At 57.1% G+C, this 17717-nt stretch carries 18 protein-coding genes; 13 read left to right on the top strand and 5 right to left on the bottom strand.

All coding sequences use genetic code 11. From position 1 onward, the window contains the following. Positions 1–2 precede the first annotated feature (2 nt). The 9 genes from infB to mtr all read left to right on the top strand — a co-directional run bounded on the left by infB (position 3) and on the right by mtr (position 11382). A complete protein-coding gene (gene infB, locus AB8804_RS12970; RefSeq protein WP_371186718.1) occupies positions 3–2690 on the top strand; it encodes a translation initiation factor IF-2 in 2688 nt (895 codons plus the stop codon). 88 nt (positions 2691–2778) lie between these two features. Then, positions 2779–3183, top strand: a complete 405-nt coding sequence (rbfA, locus tag AB8804_RS12965; protein WP_112010885.1) for a 30S ribosome-binding factor RbfA — start codon at positions 2779–2781, stop codon at positions 3181–3183. Beyond that, positions 3183–4127, top strand: coding sequence for a tRNA pseudouridine(55) synthase TruB (truB, locus tag AB8804_RS12960; protein ID WP_371186716.1), 945 nt, complete (start codon positions 3183–3185; stop codon positions 4125–4127). Before rbfA ends, truB begins: the two co-directional genes overlap by 1 nt. A gap of 148 nt (positions 4128–4275) precedes the next feature. Then, positions 4276–4545, top strand: coding sequence for a 30S ribosomal protein S15 (gene rpsO, locus AB8804_RS12955; protein WP_096755535.1), 270 nt, complete (start codon positions 4276–4278; stop codon positions 4543–4545). Positions 4546–4787: 242 nt separating this feature from the next. Next, a complete protein-coding gene (gene pnp, locus AB8804_RS12950; protein ID WP_371186714.1) occupies positions 4788–6926 on the top strand; it encodes a polyribonucleotide nucleotidyltransferase in 2139 nt (712 codons plus the stop codon). A gap of 109 nt (positions 6927–7035) precedes the next feature. After that, positions 7036–7920 carry a lipoprotein NlpI gene (nlpI, locus tag AB8804_RS12945; RefSeq protein WP_371186712.1) on the top strand — a complete coding sequence of 295 codons (885 nt, stop codon included), beginning with the start codon at positions 7036–7038 and terminating at the stop codon, positions 7918–7920. A 107-nt stretch (positions 7921–8027) separates the two neighbouring features. Further along, on the top strand, positions 8028–8108 hold the full coding sequence (gene yrbN, locus AB8804_RS12940) for a protein YrbN (protein ID WP_097397692.1): 81 nt from the start codon (positions 8028–8030) through the stop codon (positions 8106–8108). After that, on the top strand, positions 8101–9996 hold the full coding sequence (locus AB8804_RS12935; RefSeq protein WP_371186710.1) for a DEAD/DEAH family ATP-dependent RNA helicase: 1896 nt from the start codon (positions 8101–8103) through the stop codon (positions 9994–9996). The genes yrbN and AB8804_RS12935 overlap by 8 nt, the downstream gene beginning before the upstream one ends. Before the next feature lie 141 nt (positions 9997–10137). Further along, positions 10138–11382, top strand: a complete 1245-nt coding sequence (gene mtr, locus AB8804_RS12930; protein ID WP_371186708.1) for a tryptophan permease — start codon at positions 10138–10140, stop codon at positions 11380–11382. Between the two features lie 87 nt (positions 11383–11469). On the opposite strand, the gene AB8804_RS12925 is transcribed toward mtr, so the two are convergent. From AB8804_RS12925 to AB8804_RS12915, 3 genes are all read right to left on the bottom strand, one after another. Next, complete coding sequence (locus tag AB8804_RS12925) at positions 11470–12477, bottom strand: luciferase-like monooxygenase (protein WP_371186706.1); 1008 nt, start codon at positions 12475–12477, stop codon at positions 11470–11472. Positions 12478–12555: 78 nt separating this feature from the next. Continuing rightward, a complete protein-coding gene (locus AB8804_RS12920; RefSeq protein ID WP_371186704.1) occupies positions 12556–13434 on the bottom strand; it encodes a U32 family peptidase in 879 nt (292 codons plus the stop codon). Positions 13435–13441: 7 nt separating this feature from the next. Next, complete coding sequence (locus AB8804_RS12915) at positions 13442–14437, bottom strand: peptidase U32 family protein (protein WP_371186702.1); 996 nt, start codon at positions 14435–14437, stop codon at positions 13442–13444. A gap of 220 nt (positions 14438–14657) precedes the next feature. Here AB8804_RS12915 and AB8804_RS12910 point away from each other — a divergent pair, with 220 nt between their 5' ends. Both AB8804_RS12910 and AB8804_RS12905 read left to right on the top strand, forming a co-directional pair. After that, positions 14658–15182: an SCP2 domain-containing protein gene (locus AB8804_RS12910; RefSeq protein WP_371186700.1), complete on the top strand. Its 525-nt coding sequence runs from the start codon at positions 14658–14660 to the stop codon at positions 15180–15182. Further along, positions 15176–15679 carry a GNAT family N-acetyltransferase gene (locus AB8804_RS12905; RefSeq protein ID WP_371186698.1) on the top strand — a complete coding sequence of 168 codons (504 nt, stop codon included), beginning with the start codon at positions 15176–15178 and terminating at the stop codon, positions 15677–15679. The genes AB8804_RS12910 and AB8804_RS12905 overlap by 7 nt, the downstream gene beginning before the upstream one ends. Here AB8804_RS12905 and AB8804_RS12900 read toward each other — a convergent pair. Then, the gene (locus AB8804_RS12900; protein ID WP_371186696.1) at positions 15666–15995 is read right to left on the bottom strand and encodes a GIY-YIG nuclease family protein; all 330 of its coding nucleotides are present in this window, start codon (positions 15993–15995) and stop codon (positions 15666–15668) included. The two genes, AB8804_RS12905 and AB8804_RS12900, sit on opposite strands and share 14 nt — an antisense overlap. A 14-nt stretch (positions 15996–16009) precedes the next feature. Between AB8804_RS12900 and AB8804_RS12895 the strand changes: the two genes are divergently transcribed. After that, on the top strand, positions 16010–16444 hold the full coding sequence (locus AB8804_RS12895; protein WP_371186694.1) for a YhbP family protein: 435 nt from the start codon (positions 16010–16012) through the stop codon (positions 16442–16444). Here AB8804_RS12895 and AB8804_RS12890 read toward each other — a convergent pair. After that, positions 16424–16942 carry a type 1 glutamine amidotransferase domain-containing protein gene (locus AB8804_RS12890; protein ID WP_112010872.1) on the bottom strand — a complete coding sequence of 173 codons (519 nt, stop codon included), beginning with the start codon at positions 16940–16942 and terminating at the stop codon, positions 16424–16426. The genes AB8804_RS12895 and AB8804_RS12890 overlap by 21 nt on opposite strands. Before the next feature lie 128 nt (positions 16943–17070). On the opposite strand from AB8804_RS12890, the gene AB8804_RS12885 reads away from it, so the two are divergent. Then, positions 17071–17715: an NAD(P)H-binding protein gene (locus AB8804_RS12885; protein WP_371186692.1), complete on the top strand. Its 645-nt coding sequence runs from the start codon at positions 17071–17073 to the stop codon at positions 17713–17715. Positions 17716–17717: the final 2 nt, after the last annotated feature.

Below are 17717 nucleotides of genomic sequence, written 5' to 3'. Positions count from 1 at the left end.
GCATGACTGATGTAACTGTAAAATCGCTGGCTGCTGAGATTCAGACCTCCGTGGACCGCCTGGTACAGCAATTTGCTGATGCAGGGATCCCGAAGTCCGCTGAAGACTCGGTGACCGCGCAAGAAAAACAAACCTTGTTAGCGCACCTGAACCGCGAACACGGTTCTACGCCTGACAAGTTAACGCTGCAGCGCAAAACGCGCAGCACGTTAAATATTCCGGGTACCGGTGGAAAAAGTAAGTCGGTACAAATTGAAGTCCGCAAGACACGCACCTTTGTAAAACGTGATCCGCAAGAGGCAGAACGCCTTGCCGCGGAAGAGCAGGCACAGCGTGAAGCGGAAGAACAAGCTCAGCGTGAGGCAGAAGCCACTGCCAAACGTGAAGCAGAATTAAAAGCTGAACGTGAGGCCGCAGAAAAAGCGAAACGCGATGCCGGTGATAAGGCGAAGCGTGACGCTGCGGAAAAAGACAAAGTGAGCAATCAACAGACCGACGAAATGACAAAAACCGCCCAGGCTGAAAAAGCCCGCCGTGAAAATGAAGCTGCCGAGCTTAAGCGTAAAGCGGAAGAAGAAGCACGCCGCAAGCTTGAAGAAGAAGCGCGTCGCGTTGCTGAAGAAGCGCGCCGTATGGCAGAAGAAAACGAGAAGAATGGCGTGAATACCGCTGAGCCGACTGAAGACAACAGCGATTATCACGTGACCACTTCTCAGCACGCCCGTCAGGCTGAAGACGACAACGACCGTGAAGTTGAAGGCGGCCGTGGCCGTACTCGCAGCACGAAAGCTGCGCGTCCAGCGAAAAAAGGCAACAAGCACGCTGAATCTAAAGCTGACCGTGAAGAAGCACGTGCGGCCGTTCGCGGTGGCAAAGGCGGTAAGCGTAAAGGTTCCGCTCTGCAGCAGGGCTTCCAGAAGCCTGCGCAGGCCGTTAACCGCGACGTTGTGATTGGCGAAACCATCACCGTTGGCGACTTAGCGAACAAGATGGCGGTTAAAGGCTCTCAGGTCATCAAAGCGATGATGAAACTGGGCGCAATGGCCACCATCAACCAGGTCATCGACCAGGAAACCGCACAGCTGGTTGCCGAAGAGATGGGCCACAAAGTTATCCTGCGTCGTGAAAACGAGCTGGAAGAAGCGGTAATGAGCGACCGTGACACTGGCGCAGCGGCTGAACCGCGCGCACCGGTTGTGACCATCATGGGTCACGTTGACCACGGTAAAACGTCTCTGCTCGACTACATTCGTTCTACGAAAGTGGCGTCCGGCGAAGCGGGTGGTATTACCCAGCACATCGGTGCATACCACGTCGAAACCGACAACGGTATGATCACCTTCCTGGATACCCCGGGCCACGCCGCGTTTACCTCCATGCGTGCTCGTGGTGCTCAGGCAACGGATATCGTTGTACTGGTTGTTGCAGCAGACGACGGCGTGATGCCGCAGACCATTGAAGCTATCCAGCACGCGAAAGCGGCGCAGGTGCCTCTGGTTGTTGCAGTCAACAAAATTGATAAGCCAGAAGCCGATCTGGATCGCGTTAAAAATGAACTGTCCCAGTACGGCGTTATGCCGGAAGAGTGGGGCGGTGAAGCGCAGTTCATCCCTGTGTCTGCAAAAGCAGGTACCGGTATTGACGACCTTCTGAACGCCATCCTGCTGCAGGCTGAAGTTCTGGAGCTGAAAGCGGTTCGTAAAGGTATGGCGAGCGGAGCGGTCATCGAATCCTTCCTTGATAAAGGTCGTGGTCCGGTTGCAACCGTACTGGTTCGTGAAGGTACGCTGAACAAAGGCGATATCGTTCTGTGTGGCTTCGAATACGGCCGCGTGCGTGCGATGCGTAACGAACTGGGTCAGGAAGTGCTGGAAGCGGGTCCATCCATTCCGGTGGAAATCCTGGGCCTGTCCGGCGTTCCGGCTGCCGGTGATGAAGTGACCGTTGTGCGTGACGAGAAGAAAGCGCGTGAAGTTGCACTGTACCGTCAGGGCAAATTCCGTGAAGTTAAACTGGCTCGTCAGCAGAAATCCAAGCTTGAGAACATGTTTGCGAACATGGCTGAAGGCGAAGTTCACGAAGTGAACATCGTGCTGAAAGCTGACGTTCAGGGTTCTGTGGAAGCGATCTCCGACTCCTTGCTGAAGCTGTCTACGGACGAAGTGAAAGTGAAGATCATCGGTTCCGGCGTAGGTGGTATCACCGAAACCGACGCAACCCTGGCCGCAGCGTCCAACGCGATTCTGGTTGGCTTCAACGTGCGTGCTGATGCTTCTGCTCGCCGCGTGATCGAAGCGGAAAGCCTGGATCTGCGTTACTACTCCGTCATCTATAACCTGATCGACGAAGTGAAAGCAGCGATGAGCGGCATGCTGTCTCCGGAACTGAAACAGCAGATCATCGGTCTGGCTGAAGTACGTGACGTGTTCAAATCACCGAAATTTGGTGCGATTGCCGGCTGTATGGTTACCGAAGGCAACATCAAGCGTCACAACCCAATCCGCGTACTGCGCGACAACGTGGTTATCTACGAAGGCGAGCTGGAATCCCTGCGCCGCTTCAAAGATGACGTTAACGAAGTCCGTAACGGCATGGAATGTGGTATCGGCGTGAAGAACTACAACGACGTTCGCGTTGGCGATATGATCGAAGTATTCGAAATCATCGAGATTCAACGCAGCATCGATTAATCCACATTGTGGGCCGGGTTAGCGAAGCGCCACCCGGCAATTATTTCAAAAGGGGCCTTTAGCCCCTTTTTTGTCTGGAGAATTTATTATGGCGAAAGAATTTGGTCGCCCGCAGCGCGTGGCGCAAGAGATGCAAAAAGAAATCGCGCTCATCCTGCAGCGCGAAATCAAAGACCCACGCGTCGGCATGATGACCACGGTATCCGGCGTGGAAATGTCCCGCGACCTGGCCTATGCCAAGGTATTCGTGACGTTCCTGAACGATAAAGACGAAGAAGCCGTTAAAAACGGCATCAAAGCCCTGCAGGAAGCCTCCGGATTTATCCGCTCTCTGCTCGGCAAAGCGATGCGCCTGCGCATCGTGCCGGAACTGACCTTCTTCTACGACAACTCGCTGGTTGAAGGTATGCGTATGTCCAACCTGGTGACCAGCGTGGTGAAACATGACGATGAGCGTCGTGTTAACCCAGCGGACGACAGCAAGGAGGACTAATGAGTCGTCCTCGTCGTCGCGGTCGCGACGTGCACGGCGTGCTGCTGCTGGATAAACCCCAGGGCGCATCCAGCAACGACGTGCTGCAAAAAGTGAAGCGCATTTACAACGCCAACCGCGCGGGACACACCGGCGCGCTGGATCCGCTGGCGACGGGCATGCTGCCCGTCTGCCTGGGTGAAGCGACGAAGTTTTCCCAGTATTTGCTCGACTCCGATAAGCGCTACCGCGTTATCGCGAAGCTTGGCCAGCGCACGGATACGTCCGATGCGGACGGTCAGGTGGTCGAGGAGCGCCCGGTGACCTTCAGCGCGGAACAGCTCGACGCCGCGCTGGAAAGCTTCCGTGGCGACACGCAGCAGGTGCCGTCCATGTATTCGGCGCTCAAATACCAGGGCAAGAAGCTTTACGAATATGCGCGCCAGGGAATCGAGGTGCCGCGCGAAGCGCGCCCGATTACCGTGTATGAGCTGCTCTTCATTCGCCACGAAGGTGATGAGCTCGAACTGGAGGTTCACTGCTCAAAAGGAACCTACATTCGCACCATCATCGATGACCTGGGCGAAAAGCTGGGCTGCGGCGCGCACGTGATTTACCTGCGCCGCCTGGCCGTCAGCAAATATCCGGTTGAGCGTATGGTCACGCTGGAGCAGCTTCGTGCGCTGGTTGAACAGGCCGAAGAGCAGGGGATCGCCCCTGCCGATCTGCTGGACCCTTTACTCATGCCGATGGACAGTCCGGCAGCGGACTTTCCGATCGTTAATCTTCCTTTAACCTCGTCCGTTTACTTTAAAAACGGAAATCCGGTTCGCACCGCCGATGCGCCGCAAAACGGCCTCGTACGCGTCACCGAAGGTGAGGACGGTAAGTTCATCGGGATGGGCGAAATGGATGGCGAGGGCCGCGTGGCTCCGCGTCGTCTGGTGGTGGAGTATCCTGCTTAACGGCTCACCTTGCGGTAAGCAGGGGAGACGAGTAGAATATCGCCGCTTAACGTTCCGAAAATTGTTTAACAATCGACGGGGCGTGCACATTGGGAATGCTGAATTAGAGATCGGCATCCCTTCATTCTTTTTACTTTGGAGTTTTAAAATGTCTCTAAGTACTGAAGCTACAGCTAAAATCGTTTCTGAGTTTGGTCGTGACGCAAACGACACCGGTTCTACCGATGTTCAGGTTGCTCTGCTGACTGCACAGATTAACCACCTGCAGGGTCACTTCTCTGAGCACAAAAAAGATCACCACAGCCGTCGTGGTCTGCTGCGCATGGTTTCCCAGCGTCGTAAACTGCTCGACTACCTGAAGCGTAAAGATGTTGCGCGCTACACCGCGCTGATCGAGCGTCTGGGTCTGCGTCGCTAAGTTTTGCGAGTTTCAGAAAAGGGGGCCTGATGGCCCCTTTTTTCAACCAGACGGCAGCAATTCAATGGAAACTATTGTATTGTTGCTATAAATGATCTTCATTGCAGAGGTTCGCGCGGCTAATGAGAGGCTTCACCCAGGGGGGTGTTGGTTGTCATTAGTCGCGAGGATGCGAAGAAGATCGGGTTAAATCGTCAGCACACCGGTGGTGTGCTGTCATTCATTTAAGAAAGGACAGAATTTTGCTGAATCCGATCGTTCGTAAATTCCAGTATGGTCAACATACCGTCACACTGGAAACCGGCATGATGGCGCGTCAGGCGACTGCTGCCGTTATGGTAAGCATGGATGACACCGCGGTATTCGTGACCGTTGTTGGCCAGAAAAAAGCAAAACCAGGTCAGGACTTCTTCCCTCTGACCGTTAACTACCAGGAGCGTACCTACGCTGCCGGTAAAATCCCGGGTGGCTTCTTCCGTCGTGAAGGCCGTCCAAGCGAAGGCGAAACCCTGATCGCGCGTCTGATTGACCGCCCGGTTCGTCCGCTGTTCCCGGAAGGCTTCGTAAACGAAGTGCAGGTTATCGCAACTGTTGTTTCCGTTAACCCACAGGTTAACCCGGACATCGTGGCGATGATCGGTGCGTCTGCTGCTCTGTCACTGTCTGGTATCCCATTCAATGGCCCAATCGGTGCGGCGCGCGTAGGTTACATCAATGACCAGTACGTGCTGAACCCAACTCAGGAAGAGCTGAAAGAAAGTAAGCTGGACCTGGTGGTTGCCGGTACTGAAGCAGCTGTGCTGATGGTTGAATCCGAAGCGGAACTGCTGAGCGAAGACCAGATGCTGGGCGCCGTTGTATTCGGTCACGACCAGCAGCAGATCGTTATTCAGAACATTAACGACCTGGTGAAAGAAGCCGGTAAACCACGCTGGGACTGGCAGCCTGAAGCGGTAAACGACGCGCTGAACGCACGCGTTGCTGCACTGGCTGAATCTCGTCTGAGCGATGCGTACCGCATCACCGACAAACAGGAGCGCTACGCTCAGGTTGACGCGATCAAGTCTGACGTTACCGCGACTCTGGTTGCTGAAGATGAAGCGCTGGACGCTAACGAGATTGGCGAAATCCTGCACGCTATCGAGAAAAACGTTGTTCGTAGCCGCGTATTGTCCGGCGAGCCGCGTATCGATGGCCGCGAGAAAGACATGATCCGTGGTCTGGACGTGCGTACTGGCGTACTGCCGCGTACTCACGGTTCTGCGCTGTTCACCCGTGGTGAAACGCAGGCGCTGGTTACCGCGACTCTGGGTACCGCACGTGACGCACAGAACATCGACGAACTGATGGGCGAGCGCACCGACAGCTTCCTGTTCCACTACAACTTCCCTCCGTACTCCGTAGGCGAAACCGGTATGGTTGGCTCGCCGAAGCGTCGTGAAATTGGTCACGGTCGTTTGGCGAAGCGCGGCGTGCTGGCCGTAATGCCGGAAGCTGACAAATTCCCGTACACCGTACGTGTGGTGTCTGAAATCACCGAATCCAACGGTTCTTCCTCAATGGCTTCCGTGTGCGGCGCTTCTCTGGCTCTGATGGACGCTGGCGTGCCAATCAAAGCAGCCGTTGCGGGTATCGCGATGGGTCTGGTGAAAGAAGGCGACAACTTCGTTGTTCTGTCTGACATCCTGGGCGACGAAGATCACCTGGGCGATATGGACTTCAAAGTAGCGGGTTCCCGCGACGGTATCTCTGCGCTGCAGATGGATATCAAAATTGAAGGTATCACCAAAGAGATCATGCAGGTTGCGCTGAACCAGGCTAAAGGTGCACGTCTGCACATCCTGGGCGTGATGGAACAGGCGATTAACGCGCCGCGTGGCGACATTTCTCAGTTCGCTCCACGTATCCACACCATCAAGATCAGCCCGGACAAGATCAAAGATGTTATCGGTAAGGGTGGTTCTGTGATCCGTGCGCTGACCGAAGAAACCGGCACCACCATCGAAATCGAAGATGACGGCACTGTGAAGATCGCAGCGACCGACGGCGAGAAAGCGAAATACGCAATCCGTCGCATCGAAGAAATCACCGCAGAAATCGAAGTGGGCCGTATCTACAATGGTAAAGTGACCCGTATCGTTGACTTTGGCGCGTTCGTTGCCATCGGTGGCGGTAAAGAAGGTCTGGTACACATCTCTCAAATCGCTGATAAGCGCGTTGAGAAAGTGACCGATTACCTGCAGATGGGTCAGGAAGTTCCGGTTAAAGTTCTGGAAGTTGACCGCCAGGGCCGTATCCGTCTGAGCATCAAAGAAGCAACCGAGCAGACTCAGCCAGCTGCTGCGCCAGAAGCACCGGCCGCAGAACAGCAGGGCGAGTAAGTTGCCATTTGCCCTCCGCTTCGGCGGAGGGACTATTATCAGGCAGGACGCCTTGTTAAGCCGCCGGGGGACAGGACGTTCATCCAACAGTTGTCTTCGGGAGTGGGAAATGAAGCCTTTTTTGCGCTGGTGTTTCGTTGCGACAGCTTTAACGCTGGCAGGATGCAGCAACTCTGCCTGGCGTAAGAGCGAAGTCCTCGCAGTGCCATTGCAACCGACGCTACAGCAGGAAGTGATTCTGGCACGCATGGAACAAATTCTTGCCAGTCGGGCTTTAACCGATGACGAACGCGCACAGCTTTTATATGAGCGCGGAGTGTTGTATGATAGTCTCGGTCTGAGGGCATTAGCGCGGAATGATTTTTCACAAGCGCTGGCAATCCGACCTGATATGCCTGAAGTATTCAATTACTTAGGCATTTATTTAACGCAGGCAGGCAATTTTGATGCTGCCTATGAAGCGTTTGATTCTGTACTTGAGCTTGATCCAACTTACAACTACGCGCACTTGAATCGCGGTATCGCATTGTACTACGGCGGTCGTGATAAGTTAGCGCAAGATGATCTGCTGGCGTTTTATCATGACGATCCTAACGATCCTTTCCGCAGCCTGTGGCTTTACATCGTTGAGCAGAAGCTCAATGAGAAGCAGGCAAAAGAGGCACTGAAACAGCGCTTCGACAAATCGGACAAGGAACAGTGGGGATGGAACATTGTCGAGTTCTACCTGGGGAACATTAGCGAAGCAACGCTAATGGAGCGCCTCAAGGCGGACGCAACGGATAACACCTCGCTCGCTGAGCATCTCAGTGAAACCAACTTCTATTTAGGTAAGTACTACCTAAGTCTGGGGGATATGGACAGCGCCACGGCACTGTTCAAATTAGCGGTTGCTAACAACGTACACAACTTCGTTGAGCACCGTTATGCATTGTTGGAATTATCGCTCTTGGGCCAGGAGCAAGACGACCTGGCAGAATCGGACCAGCAATAGCTGACGACATAAACATCAGCCCGTAATCTTTTGATTGCCATCACCTTAACTGGTGAGGGCGTTGTTGTTCGTCAATACACCTACTTTGAGCCGGTTCACACTTTTCAATGAAAATTGCTAATCATTTTCACGATGAGCTAAGTAGACTGGCCGCCATTAATATCGAGGCACTTGTACTACATGGCTGAATTCGAAACCACTTTTGCAGATCTGGGCCTGAAGGCTCCTATCCTTGAAGCCCTTAACGATCTGGGTTACGAAAAACCATCTCCGATCCAGGCTGAGTGTATCCCACACCTGCTTTCTGGTCGTGACGTGCTGGGCATGGCCCAGACTGGTAGCGGTAAAACTGCGGCGTTCTCGCTGCCGCTGCTGAATAACATCGATCCGGACCTGCGCGCACCGCAGATCCTCGTCCTGGCTCCAACCCGTGAACTGGCTGTTCAGGTTGCTGAAGCAATGACGGAATTTTCTAAACATATGCGCGGCGTAAACGTGGTAGCCCTTTATGGCGGCCAGCGTTATGACGTGCAGTTACGCGCCCTGCGTCAGGGCCCACAGATCGTCGTCGGTACGCCGGGTCGTCTGCTGGATCACCTGAAGCGCGGTACTCTGGATCTCTCTAAGCTGAGCGGTCTGGTACTGGATGAAGCAGACGAAATGCTGCGTATGGGCTTCATCGAAGACGTCGAAACCATCATGGCGCAGATCCCGGAAGGTCATCAAACCGCTCTGTTCTCTGCCACCATGCCAGAAGCGATTCGTCGCATTACCCGCCGCTTCATGAAAGAGCCGCAGGAAGTGCGCATTCAGTCAAGCGTGACCACGCGTCCTGACATCAGCCAGAGCTACTGGTCCGTGTACGGCATGCGCAAAAACGAAGCGCTGGTACGTTTCCTGGAAGCGGAAGATTTTGATGCGGCGATTATCTTCGTTCGTACCAAAAACGCGACGCTGGAAGTGGCTGAAGCCCTGGAGCGTAGCGGCTACAACAGCGCCGCGCTGAACGGCGACATGAACCAGGCCCTGCGCGAGCAGACTCTGGAGCGTCTGAAAGACGGTCGTCTGGATATCCTGATTGCAACCGACGTGGCAGCACGTGGTCTGGACGTTGAGCGTATCAGCCTGGTTGTGAACTACGACATCCCAATGGATTCCGAGTCTTACGTTCACCGTATCGGTCGTACCGGTCGTGCGGGCCGTGCGGGTCGTGCGCTGCTGTTCGTTGAGAACCGCGAGCGTCGTCTGCTGCGTAACATCGAACGCACCATGAAGCTGACCATTCCAGAAGCTGAGCTGCCAAACGCAGAGCTGCTGGGCAAACGCCGTCTGGAGAAATTCGCCGCGAAAGTACAGCAGCAGCTGGAAAGCAGCGATCTGGATCAGTACCGTGCGCTGCTGTCGCAGATTCAGCCAACCGCTGAAGGCGAAGAGCTGGACATGGAAACCCTGGCCGCAGCACTGCTGAAAATGGCCCAGGGCGAACGTAGCCTGATCGTGCCACCAGATGCGCCGATGCGTCCTAAGCGTGAGTTCCGTGACCGTGACGATCGTTTCGAACGTCGTGGCGACCGTAACGATCGTGGCCCGCGCGGTGACCGTCCAGAGCGTGGTGGTGAAGACCGTCCACGTCGCGAGCGTCGTGACGCTGGCGATATGGAACTGTACCGCATTGAAGTGGGTCGTGATGATGGCGTTGAAGTGCGTCATATCGTTGGCGCGATCGCTAACGAAGGCGACATCAGCAGCCGTTACATCGGTAACATCAAGCTGTTCGCATCCCACTCAACCATCGAGCTGCCAAAAGGCATGCCGGGCGAGGTTCTGCAGCACTTTACCCGCACCCGCATCCTGAACAAGCCGATGAACATGCAGCTGTTGGGCGATGCGCAGCCGCGTCCTGACCGCGGTGGCGAACGTCGTGGCGGCGGCCGCAGCTTCGGTGGCGAGCGTCGTGAAGGCGGTCGTAGCGAAGGTCGCGGTGGTGAAGGTCGTCGTTTCTCCGGCGAACGCCGTGAAAACCGTGGTCCACGTCGCGAAGAAGGCACCGCTCGTCGTCGTTTCGGTGACGCGTAAGCCTTACGCTCTGACGTAAAGTAAAATATACAGCCCCGATAAACGCTATCGGGGCTTTTTTTATTCCTTTTGTACTCTTGTACTGGTACAGTGCTGCACATTAACATGCGTCACCGCATTATTGACTGGAGAAAAGGCTGTATGGCGACACTAACCACCACCCAAACGTCACCTTCGCTGCTTGGCGGCGTGGTGATCATCGGCGGAACCATCATTGGTGCTGGGATGTTCTCCCTGCCCGTGGTCATGTCCGGCGCGTGGTTCTTCTGGTCGCTGGCGGCGCTGGTCTTCACCTGGTTCTGCATGCTGCATTCCGGGCTGATGATCCTCGAAGCCAACCTGAACTACCGCATCGGTTCCAGCTTCGACACCATCACCAAAGACCTGCTCGGCAAAGGCTGGAACCTGGTCAACGGCGTGTCCATCGCCTTTGTGCTCTATATCCTGACCTACGCGTACATTTCCGCGAGCGGCTCGATTCTGCACCACACCTTCTCGGAAATGTCGCTGAACGTCCCGGCGCGCCTGGCCGGGCTGTGCTTCGCGCTGGGCGTGGCGTTTATCGTGTGGATGAGCACCAAAGCGGTCAGCCGCATGACGGCGATAGTGCTGGGCGCGAAGGTGATTACCTTCTTCCTGACCTTCGGCAGCCTGCTGGGGCACGTCACGCCGACCACGCTGTTCAACGTGGCGGAAGCTAACGCCTCTTACACGCCGTACCTGCTGATGACCCTGCCATTCTGCCTGGCGTCGTTCGGCTACCACGGCAACGTGCCGAGCCTGATGAAGTACTACGGCAAAGATCCGCGCACGATTGTTAAATGTCTGGTCTACGGCACGCTGCTGGCGCTGGGGCTGTACGTGATTTGGCTGCTGGGGACGATGGGCAACATTCCGCGCCCGGCGTTCATCGACATTGCGCAGAAAGGCGGCAACATTGACGTGCTGGTGCAGGCGCTGAGCGGCGTGCTGAACAGCCGCAGCCTGGATCTGCTGCTGGTTATCTTCTCCAACTTTGCGGTGGCGAGCTCTTTCCTCGGCGTGACGCTGGGCCTGTTCGACTACCTGGCGGATCTGTTTGGCTTTGATGATTCCGCGCTGGGCCGCTTCAAGACCGCGCTGCTGACCTTCCTGCCGCCGATTGTGGGCGGCCTGCTATGGCCGAACGGCTTCCTGTACGCCATCGGTTATGCAGGGCTGGCGGCTACCGTCTGGGCTGCCGTGGTGCCGGCGCTGCTGGCGCGTAAGTCGCGTAAGCGCTTCGGCAGCCCGACGTTTCGCGTCTGGGGCGGCAAGCCGATGATTGCGCTGATCCTGGTGTTTGGCATCGGCAACGCGCTGGTACACGTGCTGTCGAGCTTCAATCTGCTGCCTGTGTATCAGTAAACAAAAAGCCGGACGGCGGCTGCGCCTTATCCGGCCTACTCGGTCTTGTAGGCCCGGTAAGCGCAGCGCCACCGGGCAAAATAACGGCTACCCCACCAGCTCCTCTTTCACCTGCATCGCCAGATCGAACGAGTGCAGGCGCGCCTGATGATCGAAAATCTGGCCGTTAACCATAATTTCGTCCGCCTGCGTCTCGCGCAGCACCGCTTCCAGCCCGTGACGCACTTTCGCCTTATCGCCGACCAGCGACATGCTCAGCGCCTGCTGCACGCCGTACTGCTCGGACGCAGACCACAGCTGATGCATATTTTCCACCGGCGGCGGCAGCTGGCCCGTCTCGCCGCGGCGCAGCTTCATAAACGCCTGCTGCATCGAGGAGAACAGGAACTCCGCGTCGCGGTTGCTGTCGGCGGCAATGATGTTGATACACACCATCGCGTACGGTTTCTTCAGCCGCTCGGACGGCTTGAAGTTAGTGCGGTACAGATGCAGCGCCTGGTGCAGCATATCCGGCGCGAAGTGCGAGGCAAACGCAAACGGCAGCCCCAGCTGGGCGGCAAGCTGCGCGCTGTACAGGCTTGAACCCAGCAGCCACACCGGGATCTTCTCACCGTAGCCCGGCACCGGGCGTACGTGCGGGTTAGGATCGCGCGCGTCGAACCAGTCCACCAGCTCCGCCACGTCGCGCGGGAAGTTATCGATATCGCCGCTCATGTGGCGACGCAGCGCGCGCATGGTCGGCTGATCGCTGCCCGGCGCGCGGCCAAGCCCGAGATCGATACGACCCGGATATAGCGTGTTCAGGGTGCCAAACTGTTCGGCAATCACCAGCGGGGCGTGGTTCGGCAGCATCACGCCGCCGGAACCGAGGTGAAGCGTGGTGGTATTTGCGGCCAGATAGCCAATCAGCACCGAGGTCGCGGCGCTGGCGATGCCCACCATGTTGTGATGCTCCGCCAGCCAGTAGCGATGATAGCCGCGCTTCTCGGCCAGCTGAGCCAGATCGAGAGAGTGCGAAAAGGCGTCTCGCGCAGAGGAGCCTTGTGGGATCGGCGCCAGATCCAGCACCGAGAACGGAATGGTTTTGTCAGTCATAACAGCTCACTTTGTCGACGGTGAATCTTTAATACTGCATTAAAAAATGATAACCGTTGTTAACAAAGTGAGCTTTTTTTACGCCTGCAGTTCGAGCCCCGCCAGGCGTTTCCAGTAGCCGTTACAGTCGCTGTTGGCGGTTAACGGCAGCGGCGACGCCCCCTTTTCGTTGGCGCGGAAGGCGTCAAGCATCGCAAACACGCCGGTATCCAGCGGGGATAAGCGCACCACGTCTACCAGACCGTCCATCGACGCCAGCTCGTTGCCCAGGTTGTAGACATAGCCGCTCATGGTCTGAATGCCGTTCAGCACAAACACCTGCTGATTCTCCTGCGACACCATGCTGCGCCCGTTCGGATACTTGATGCAGCAGGTCTCGCACTCGTCTTTCGGGCGATCTTCGGAACGCGCGGTAAAGCAGCGGGCAGAGTAGGCCAGCGGAAGATGGCCGTAGCTCAGCACTTCTACCTCAAACCGATCGCGGATGCCCAGCGTATCGCACTGGTCCAGCAGGTTAACCAGCCAGTCGCGGGAGAGTTCGACCGGCATACACCAGCGCGTCATCCCCTGCTTCAGCAGCAGGCGCAGCGTAACCGCGTTGTAGCAGTTCAGCGCGTGCCCCGCGACGAACGGCAGCCTGCGTTCGGCGCACAGGTTCACCACGCCGAGATCGCTCGCTTCCAGCAGGAACTCGCCGTTCTCAACGTAGCGCTTCAGCTCGCCAAGCTCGGAAGAGGCCTGAACCAGCGCGAGCGTCGAGAGCACCACCTGCTTGCCGCTTCCCGCCAGGCTTTTCGCCATATCCAGCCAGTCGCCCACTTTGGTGGCGCGGCGCTTGCTGCACACGGCCTCGCCGAGATAAATCACGTCGGCGCTGCTGTTGGCCGCCTGCTGGTAAAAGTCTTCCAGCGTCTCTTTTGGCCAGTAGTACAGCACCGGCCCTAATGAATATTTCATGGTTATCTCACTGCCATTTACGGTGATACGCGCCAAGCGTGGTTTGGGTGCCTTCAGACATCGCCCCCAGCGTCTCCATCCACGCGGGCTGCGCGGCGTAGTTCTGCGGGTCGGCCATGCAGCGGTCGATCGCCTGACGCCACACTTTCGCCACCTGGCTCACGTAGGCCGGGCTGCGCTGGCGTCCTTCAATTTTCACCGACGCGATGTTGGCGGCCAGCAGCTCCGGCAAAAGCTCCAGCGTGTTCAGGCTGGTCGGCTCTTCCAGCGCGTGGTAACGCTCGCCGTCCACCAGGTAGCGGCCTTTGCACAGGGTTGGGTAGCCCGCGTTTTCGCCGTCCTGATAGCGGTCGATCAGCACGTCGTTCAGGCGCGACTCCAGCCCCTGCGGCGTTTGCTGCCAGCGAACAAAGCGGGCAGGCGAGCACGCCCCAACGGTGTTAGGCGATTCGCCGGTTAAATACGAGGAGAGATAGCACCGGCCTTCGGCCATGATGCACAGGCTGCCAAAGGCGAAGACTTCCAGCGGAACGGGCGTGACGCGCGCGAGCTGCTTCACCTGATGAATGGAGAGCACGCGCGGGAGCACCACGCGGGCCACGTCAAAATGGCGATGATAAAAACGCACGGCCTCTTCGTTCGTGGCGGAAGCCTGAACGGAGACGTGGCGCTCAATATGCGGATAGCGTTCTGCCGCATACTCAAGCATGGCGAGGTCGGCCAGGATCAGCGCATCCGCACCCAGCTGTGCAGCCATATCCACCGCGCGCTGCCAGCGGGCGTAGCCGTCAGGATGGGCAAAGGTATTGATGGCAATATGCAGCTTGCGGCGATGCTGGTGGACGAAGTTAACGGCTTCCTGAAGCTTTTTCTCCGTAAAGTTTAGGCCAGCGAAATGGCGGGCGTTGGTGTCATCCTTTAGCCCGATATAGACCGCGTCGGCCCCATTTTCGATGGCCGCCTTAAGCGCCGGAAGGTTTCCGGCTGGGCAGAGCAGCTCCATAATGTATCCTGCTGTTGACGATCGAAGCGATCGCAAAATTGTTAACGAGCTGGGATTTTAATTAACCCATACGCGACAATTTTTGATTTAAGGCAGCTAATGGCGTATTGATGACACCAATAATGGAGTAAGCCGGACGTCGGTTTGTTGATTTATGCCGCTATGTTCCTCAAGGGATATGGCAAACTATCAGGACTATAGATATCAGGGAGTAAAGCTCGTGCTGGATAAACTGCGTTCGCGTCTCGTACAATTTGGCCCATCAATGCTGAGCGTGCCGGTCAGGCTGGCGCCGTTTGCGCTAAAACGTCAGGTGCTGGAGCAGGTGCTGAGCTGGCAGTTCCGTCAGGCTTTGCAGGACGGTGAGCTGGAGTTTCTGGAAGGGCGCTGGCTGAGTATTCACGTACGTGATATCGGGCTGCGCTGGTTTACCTCCGTAGAGAATGACCAGCTGATCGTTCGCGAATCCGCCGAGGCGGACGTGAGCTTTAGCGCCAACGCCAGCGACCTGCTGATGATTGCCGCGCGCAAGCAGGACCCGGATACGCTTTTCTTCCAGCGCCGTCTGGTCATTGAAGGCGATACGGAGCTTGGCCTGTACGTTAAGAATTTAATGGATGCCATTGAGCTGGAGCAGATGCCGAAAGCGCTGCGCATGATGTTGATGCAAATGGCAGATTTCGTTGAGGCCGGGCTGAAAACCCCGCCGGACGGTAAACACACTTCAGTAGGTGAGCCATGCTGATTCGAGTCGAAATTGGGATTGATGCACCGGGTATCGATGCACTGTTGCGCCGCGCGTTTGCGAGCGATGCCGAAGCTCAACTGGTCCACGATCTCCGTGAAGATGGCCTGATCACGCTGGGGCTGGTTGCCACCGATGACGAAGGTCAGGTGGTTGGCTACGTTGCCTTTAGCCCGGTGCTCGTGCAGGGCGAAGATCTTCAGTGGGTCGGAATGGCCCCGCTGGCGGTCGATGAAAACTACCGCGGTCAGGGGCTTGCGCGCCAGCTGGTTTATGAAGGGCTGGATTCGCTCAACGAGTTTGGCTATGCGGCCGTTGTCGCGCTGGGCGATCCGGCGTTCTATGGCCGCTTAGGCTTTGAGGCTGCGGCTCCGTACGATCTGCGCTGCCGCTGGCCGGGAACGGAATCCGCGTTCCAGGTCCACCGCCTTGCCGACGATGCGCTGAACGGCGTAAACGGCCTGGTGGAGTATCACGACCACTTCAATCGCTTTTAGTCAGGCTCTCGCGCAGCGCCTCAAAGGTGCCGTCCCCGGTGACGAGGCGCTCTTTCTGGCGCTTCGTCAGCTGCTTGATGCGGTATTCCAGCCTGAGCGCCAGCGATTTATCTCCTGCGGGCGCTGAAAACGCCAGCTGTAGCTCACCTTTCCCCCGCAGCGCCTTTGCCCCTTTCCCAGTCTGATGCTGGAGGAAGCGCCGCGCGACGTCGGTCGTAATTCCGGTATACAGTGAGTTATCCGCGGTACGGACGAGATAGAGAAACCAGCACACGGTAGGCATATTCAGTATGTTAAGGTGAGCGCACCATAGCATGAGAGGGAGCAAAAATGGAAACACTGGACGCCATTAGCCGCTGGCTGGCAAAGCAGCACGTTGTGACCTGGTGCGTGTACGACGACGGTGAGATGTGGTGCGCGAACGCCTTCTACTATTACGATCCCGAACGCGTGGCCTTTTACGTGCTAAGTGAAGACAAAACGCGGCACGCGCAGATGACCGGCAGCCGGGCGAACGTGGCGGGCACGGTCAACGGCCAGCCGAAAACGGTGGCGCTGATCCGCGGGGTGCAGTTTAAAGGTGAGATCCGCCGCCTGGGTGAAGAAGAGAGCGACGCGTCGCGTAAACGCTACACGCGCCGCTTCCCCGTTGCCGCTGCGCTAAAAGCCCCGGTGTGGGAAATTCGCCTCGATGAGATCAAATTTACCGACAACACCCTGGGCTTTGGCAAGAAGCTGCACTGGCTACGCGCCGAGCAGGCGTAGCGCTTCGCGGTTAAACGCCGGCAGATCGTCCGGGGTACGGCTGGTGATCAGCTGGTCTTTATCATTGACCACCTCCTGATCGTAAAACTCCGCCCCCGCGTTTTTCAGATCGATAACGATCGGCTTCACGGCGGTGAGCTTGCGCCCGCGCACCACGTCGGCGCTGATCAGCAGCTGCGGGCCGTGGCAGATGGCAAATACCGGTTTGCCGGTGGCGACAAAGTCCCGGGTAAACGTGACGAAACGATCGTCCCCGCGCAGCGAATCCGGCGAATGGCCACCGGGCAGCAGCAGGGCGTCAAAGTCGGACGGGCTCACGCTGTCGATGGTTTCGTCAATGGTGACTTTTGCTTCGCCCTTATGGCCCGTCACCGTTTTGCCCGCCTCTTTCTCAATGGTGATGACCTCATGTCCCGCCTTGCGGAACGCCTCGGCTGGCGACGTAAATTCTGAATCTTCAAACTCGTCGGTAATCAAGACTGCGATTTTTTTACCCATGCTTCCTCCGTTGTTTTCGCTTCAGACTGTTTTTTTCCCGTTTGTGGTAAATACTTACCGGTAACAGACTTTTAAGTGTGGTCGAGCACGACGAGATCGCAAACGGACAATTCTGTAAAGGAGGTAACATGAGCCAGGTATTAATGACGGGCGCCACCGGGCTGGTGGGCGATCACCTGCTGCGGCTGCTGATTCAGGAGCGTCGGGTGAACTACATTGCGGCCCCCACGCGCCGCCCGCTGGCCGACGTGTCCGGCGTCTTTAATCCGCACGATCCCCAGCTGACCGATGCGCTTGCGCAGGTGCAGGATCCGATTGATATCGCGTTTTGCTGCCTCGGCACCACCCGGCGCGAGGCGGGCAGCAAAGAGGCCTTTGTCCATGCGGACTACACGCTGGTGGTGGATACGGCGCTGACGGCGAAAAGGCTGGGCGCGAAGCATTTCCTCGTGGTCAGCTCCATGGGAGCCAACGCCGGCTCGCCGTTTTTCTACAACAAGGTGAAAGGCAAGATGGAAGAGGCGCTGATCGCCCAGAAGTGGGAGCGTCTGACGATCGTGCGCCCGTCGATGCTGCTCGGGCACCGCGACGAGCGGCGCTTTAACGAGTCGGTTTTTGCCCCGCTGTTTCGCATTTTCCCCGGCAACTGGAAGTCCATCGAGGCGCGGGACGTGGCGCGCGCGATGCTGAAAGAGGCGCTTTCGCCGTCGCAGGAAGGGGTGAATATTATCCCGTCGGCAAAACTGCGTGAAATCGCGCAGGGCGAGGCGTAAAC

It is taken from the genome of Enterobacter sp. KBR-315C3_2022, from assembly GCF_041399425.1.
Taxonomy (GTDB): domain Bacteria; phylum Pseudomonadota; class Gammaproteobacteria; order Enterobacterales; family Enterobacteriaceae; genus Enterobacter.
Note: the sequence above shows the minus strand (reverse complement) of the source record. Positions and strands in the feature narration are given on the sequence as shown.

Bases quoted from the DNA above. Each gene is read 5' to 3' on its own strand.
- nlpI (WP_371186712.1), top strand. From the start codon at position 7,036: ATGAAGCCTTTTTTGCGCTGGTGTTTCGTTGCGACAGCTTTAACGCTG.
- infB (WP_371186718.1), top strand. From the start codon at position 3: ATGACTGATGTAACTGTAAAATCGCTGGCTGCTGAGATTCAGACCTCC.
- AB8804_RS12935 (WP_371186710.1), top strand. From the start codon at position 8,101: ATGGCTGAATTCGAAACCACTTTTGCAGATCTGGGCCTGAAGGCTCCT.
- yrbN (WP_097397692.1), top strand. From the start codon at position 8,028: ATGAAAATTGCTAATCATTTTCACGATGAGCTAAGTAGACTGGCCGCC.
- AB8804_RS12925 (WP_371186706.1), bottom strand. From the start codon at position 12,477: ATGACTGACAAAACCATTCCGTTCTCGGTGCTGGATCTGGCGCCGATC.
- AB8804_RS12895 (WP_371186694.1), top strand. From the start codon at position 16,010: ATGGAAACACTGGACGCCATTAGCCGCTGGCTGGCAAAGCAGCACGTT.
- rbfA (WP_112010885.1), top strand. From the start codon at position 2,779: ATGGCGAAAGAATTTGGTCGCCCGCAGCGCGTGGCGCAAGAGATGCAA.
- AB8804_RS12920 (WP_371186704.1), bottom strand. From the start codon at position 13,434: ATGAAATATTCATTAGGGCCGGTGCTGTACTACTGGCCAAAAGAGACG.
- AB8804_RS12890 (WP_112010872.1), bottom strand. From the start codon at position 16,942: ATGGGTAAAAAAATCGCAGTCTTGATTACCGACGAGTTTGAAGATTCA.
- truB (WP_371186716.1), top strand. From the start codon at position 3,183: ATGAGTCGTCCTCGTCGTCGCGGTCGCGACGTGCACGGCGTGCTGCTG.
- AB8804_RS12905 (WP_371186698.1), top strand. From the start codon at position 15,176: ATGCTGATTCGAGTCGAAATTGGGATTGATGCACCGGGTATCGATGCA.
- AB8804_RS12885 (WP_371186692.1), top strand. From the start codon at position 17,071: ATGAGCCAGGTATTAATGACGGGCGCCACCGGGCTGGTGGGCGATCAC.
- rpsO (WP_096755535.1), top strand. From the start codon at position 4,276: ATGTCTCTAAGTACTGAAGCTACAGCTAAAATCGTTTCTGAGTTTGGT.
- mtr (WP_371186708.1), top strand. From the start codon at position 10,138: ATGGCGACACTAACCACCACCCAAACGTCACCTTCGCTGCTTGGCGGC.
- AB8804_RS12900 (WP_371186696.1), bottom strand. From the start codon at position 15,995: ATGCTATGGTGCGCTCACCTTAACATACTGAATATGCCTACCGTGTGC.
- AB8804_RS12915 (WP_371186702.1), bottom strand. From the start codon at position 14,437: ATGGAGCTGCTCTGCCCAGCCGGAAACCTTCCGGCGCTTAAGGCGGCC.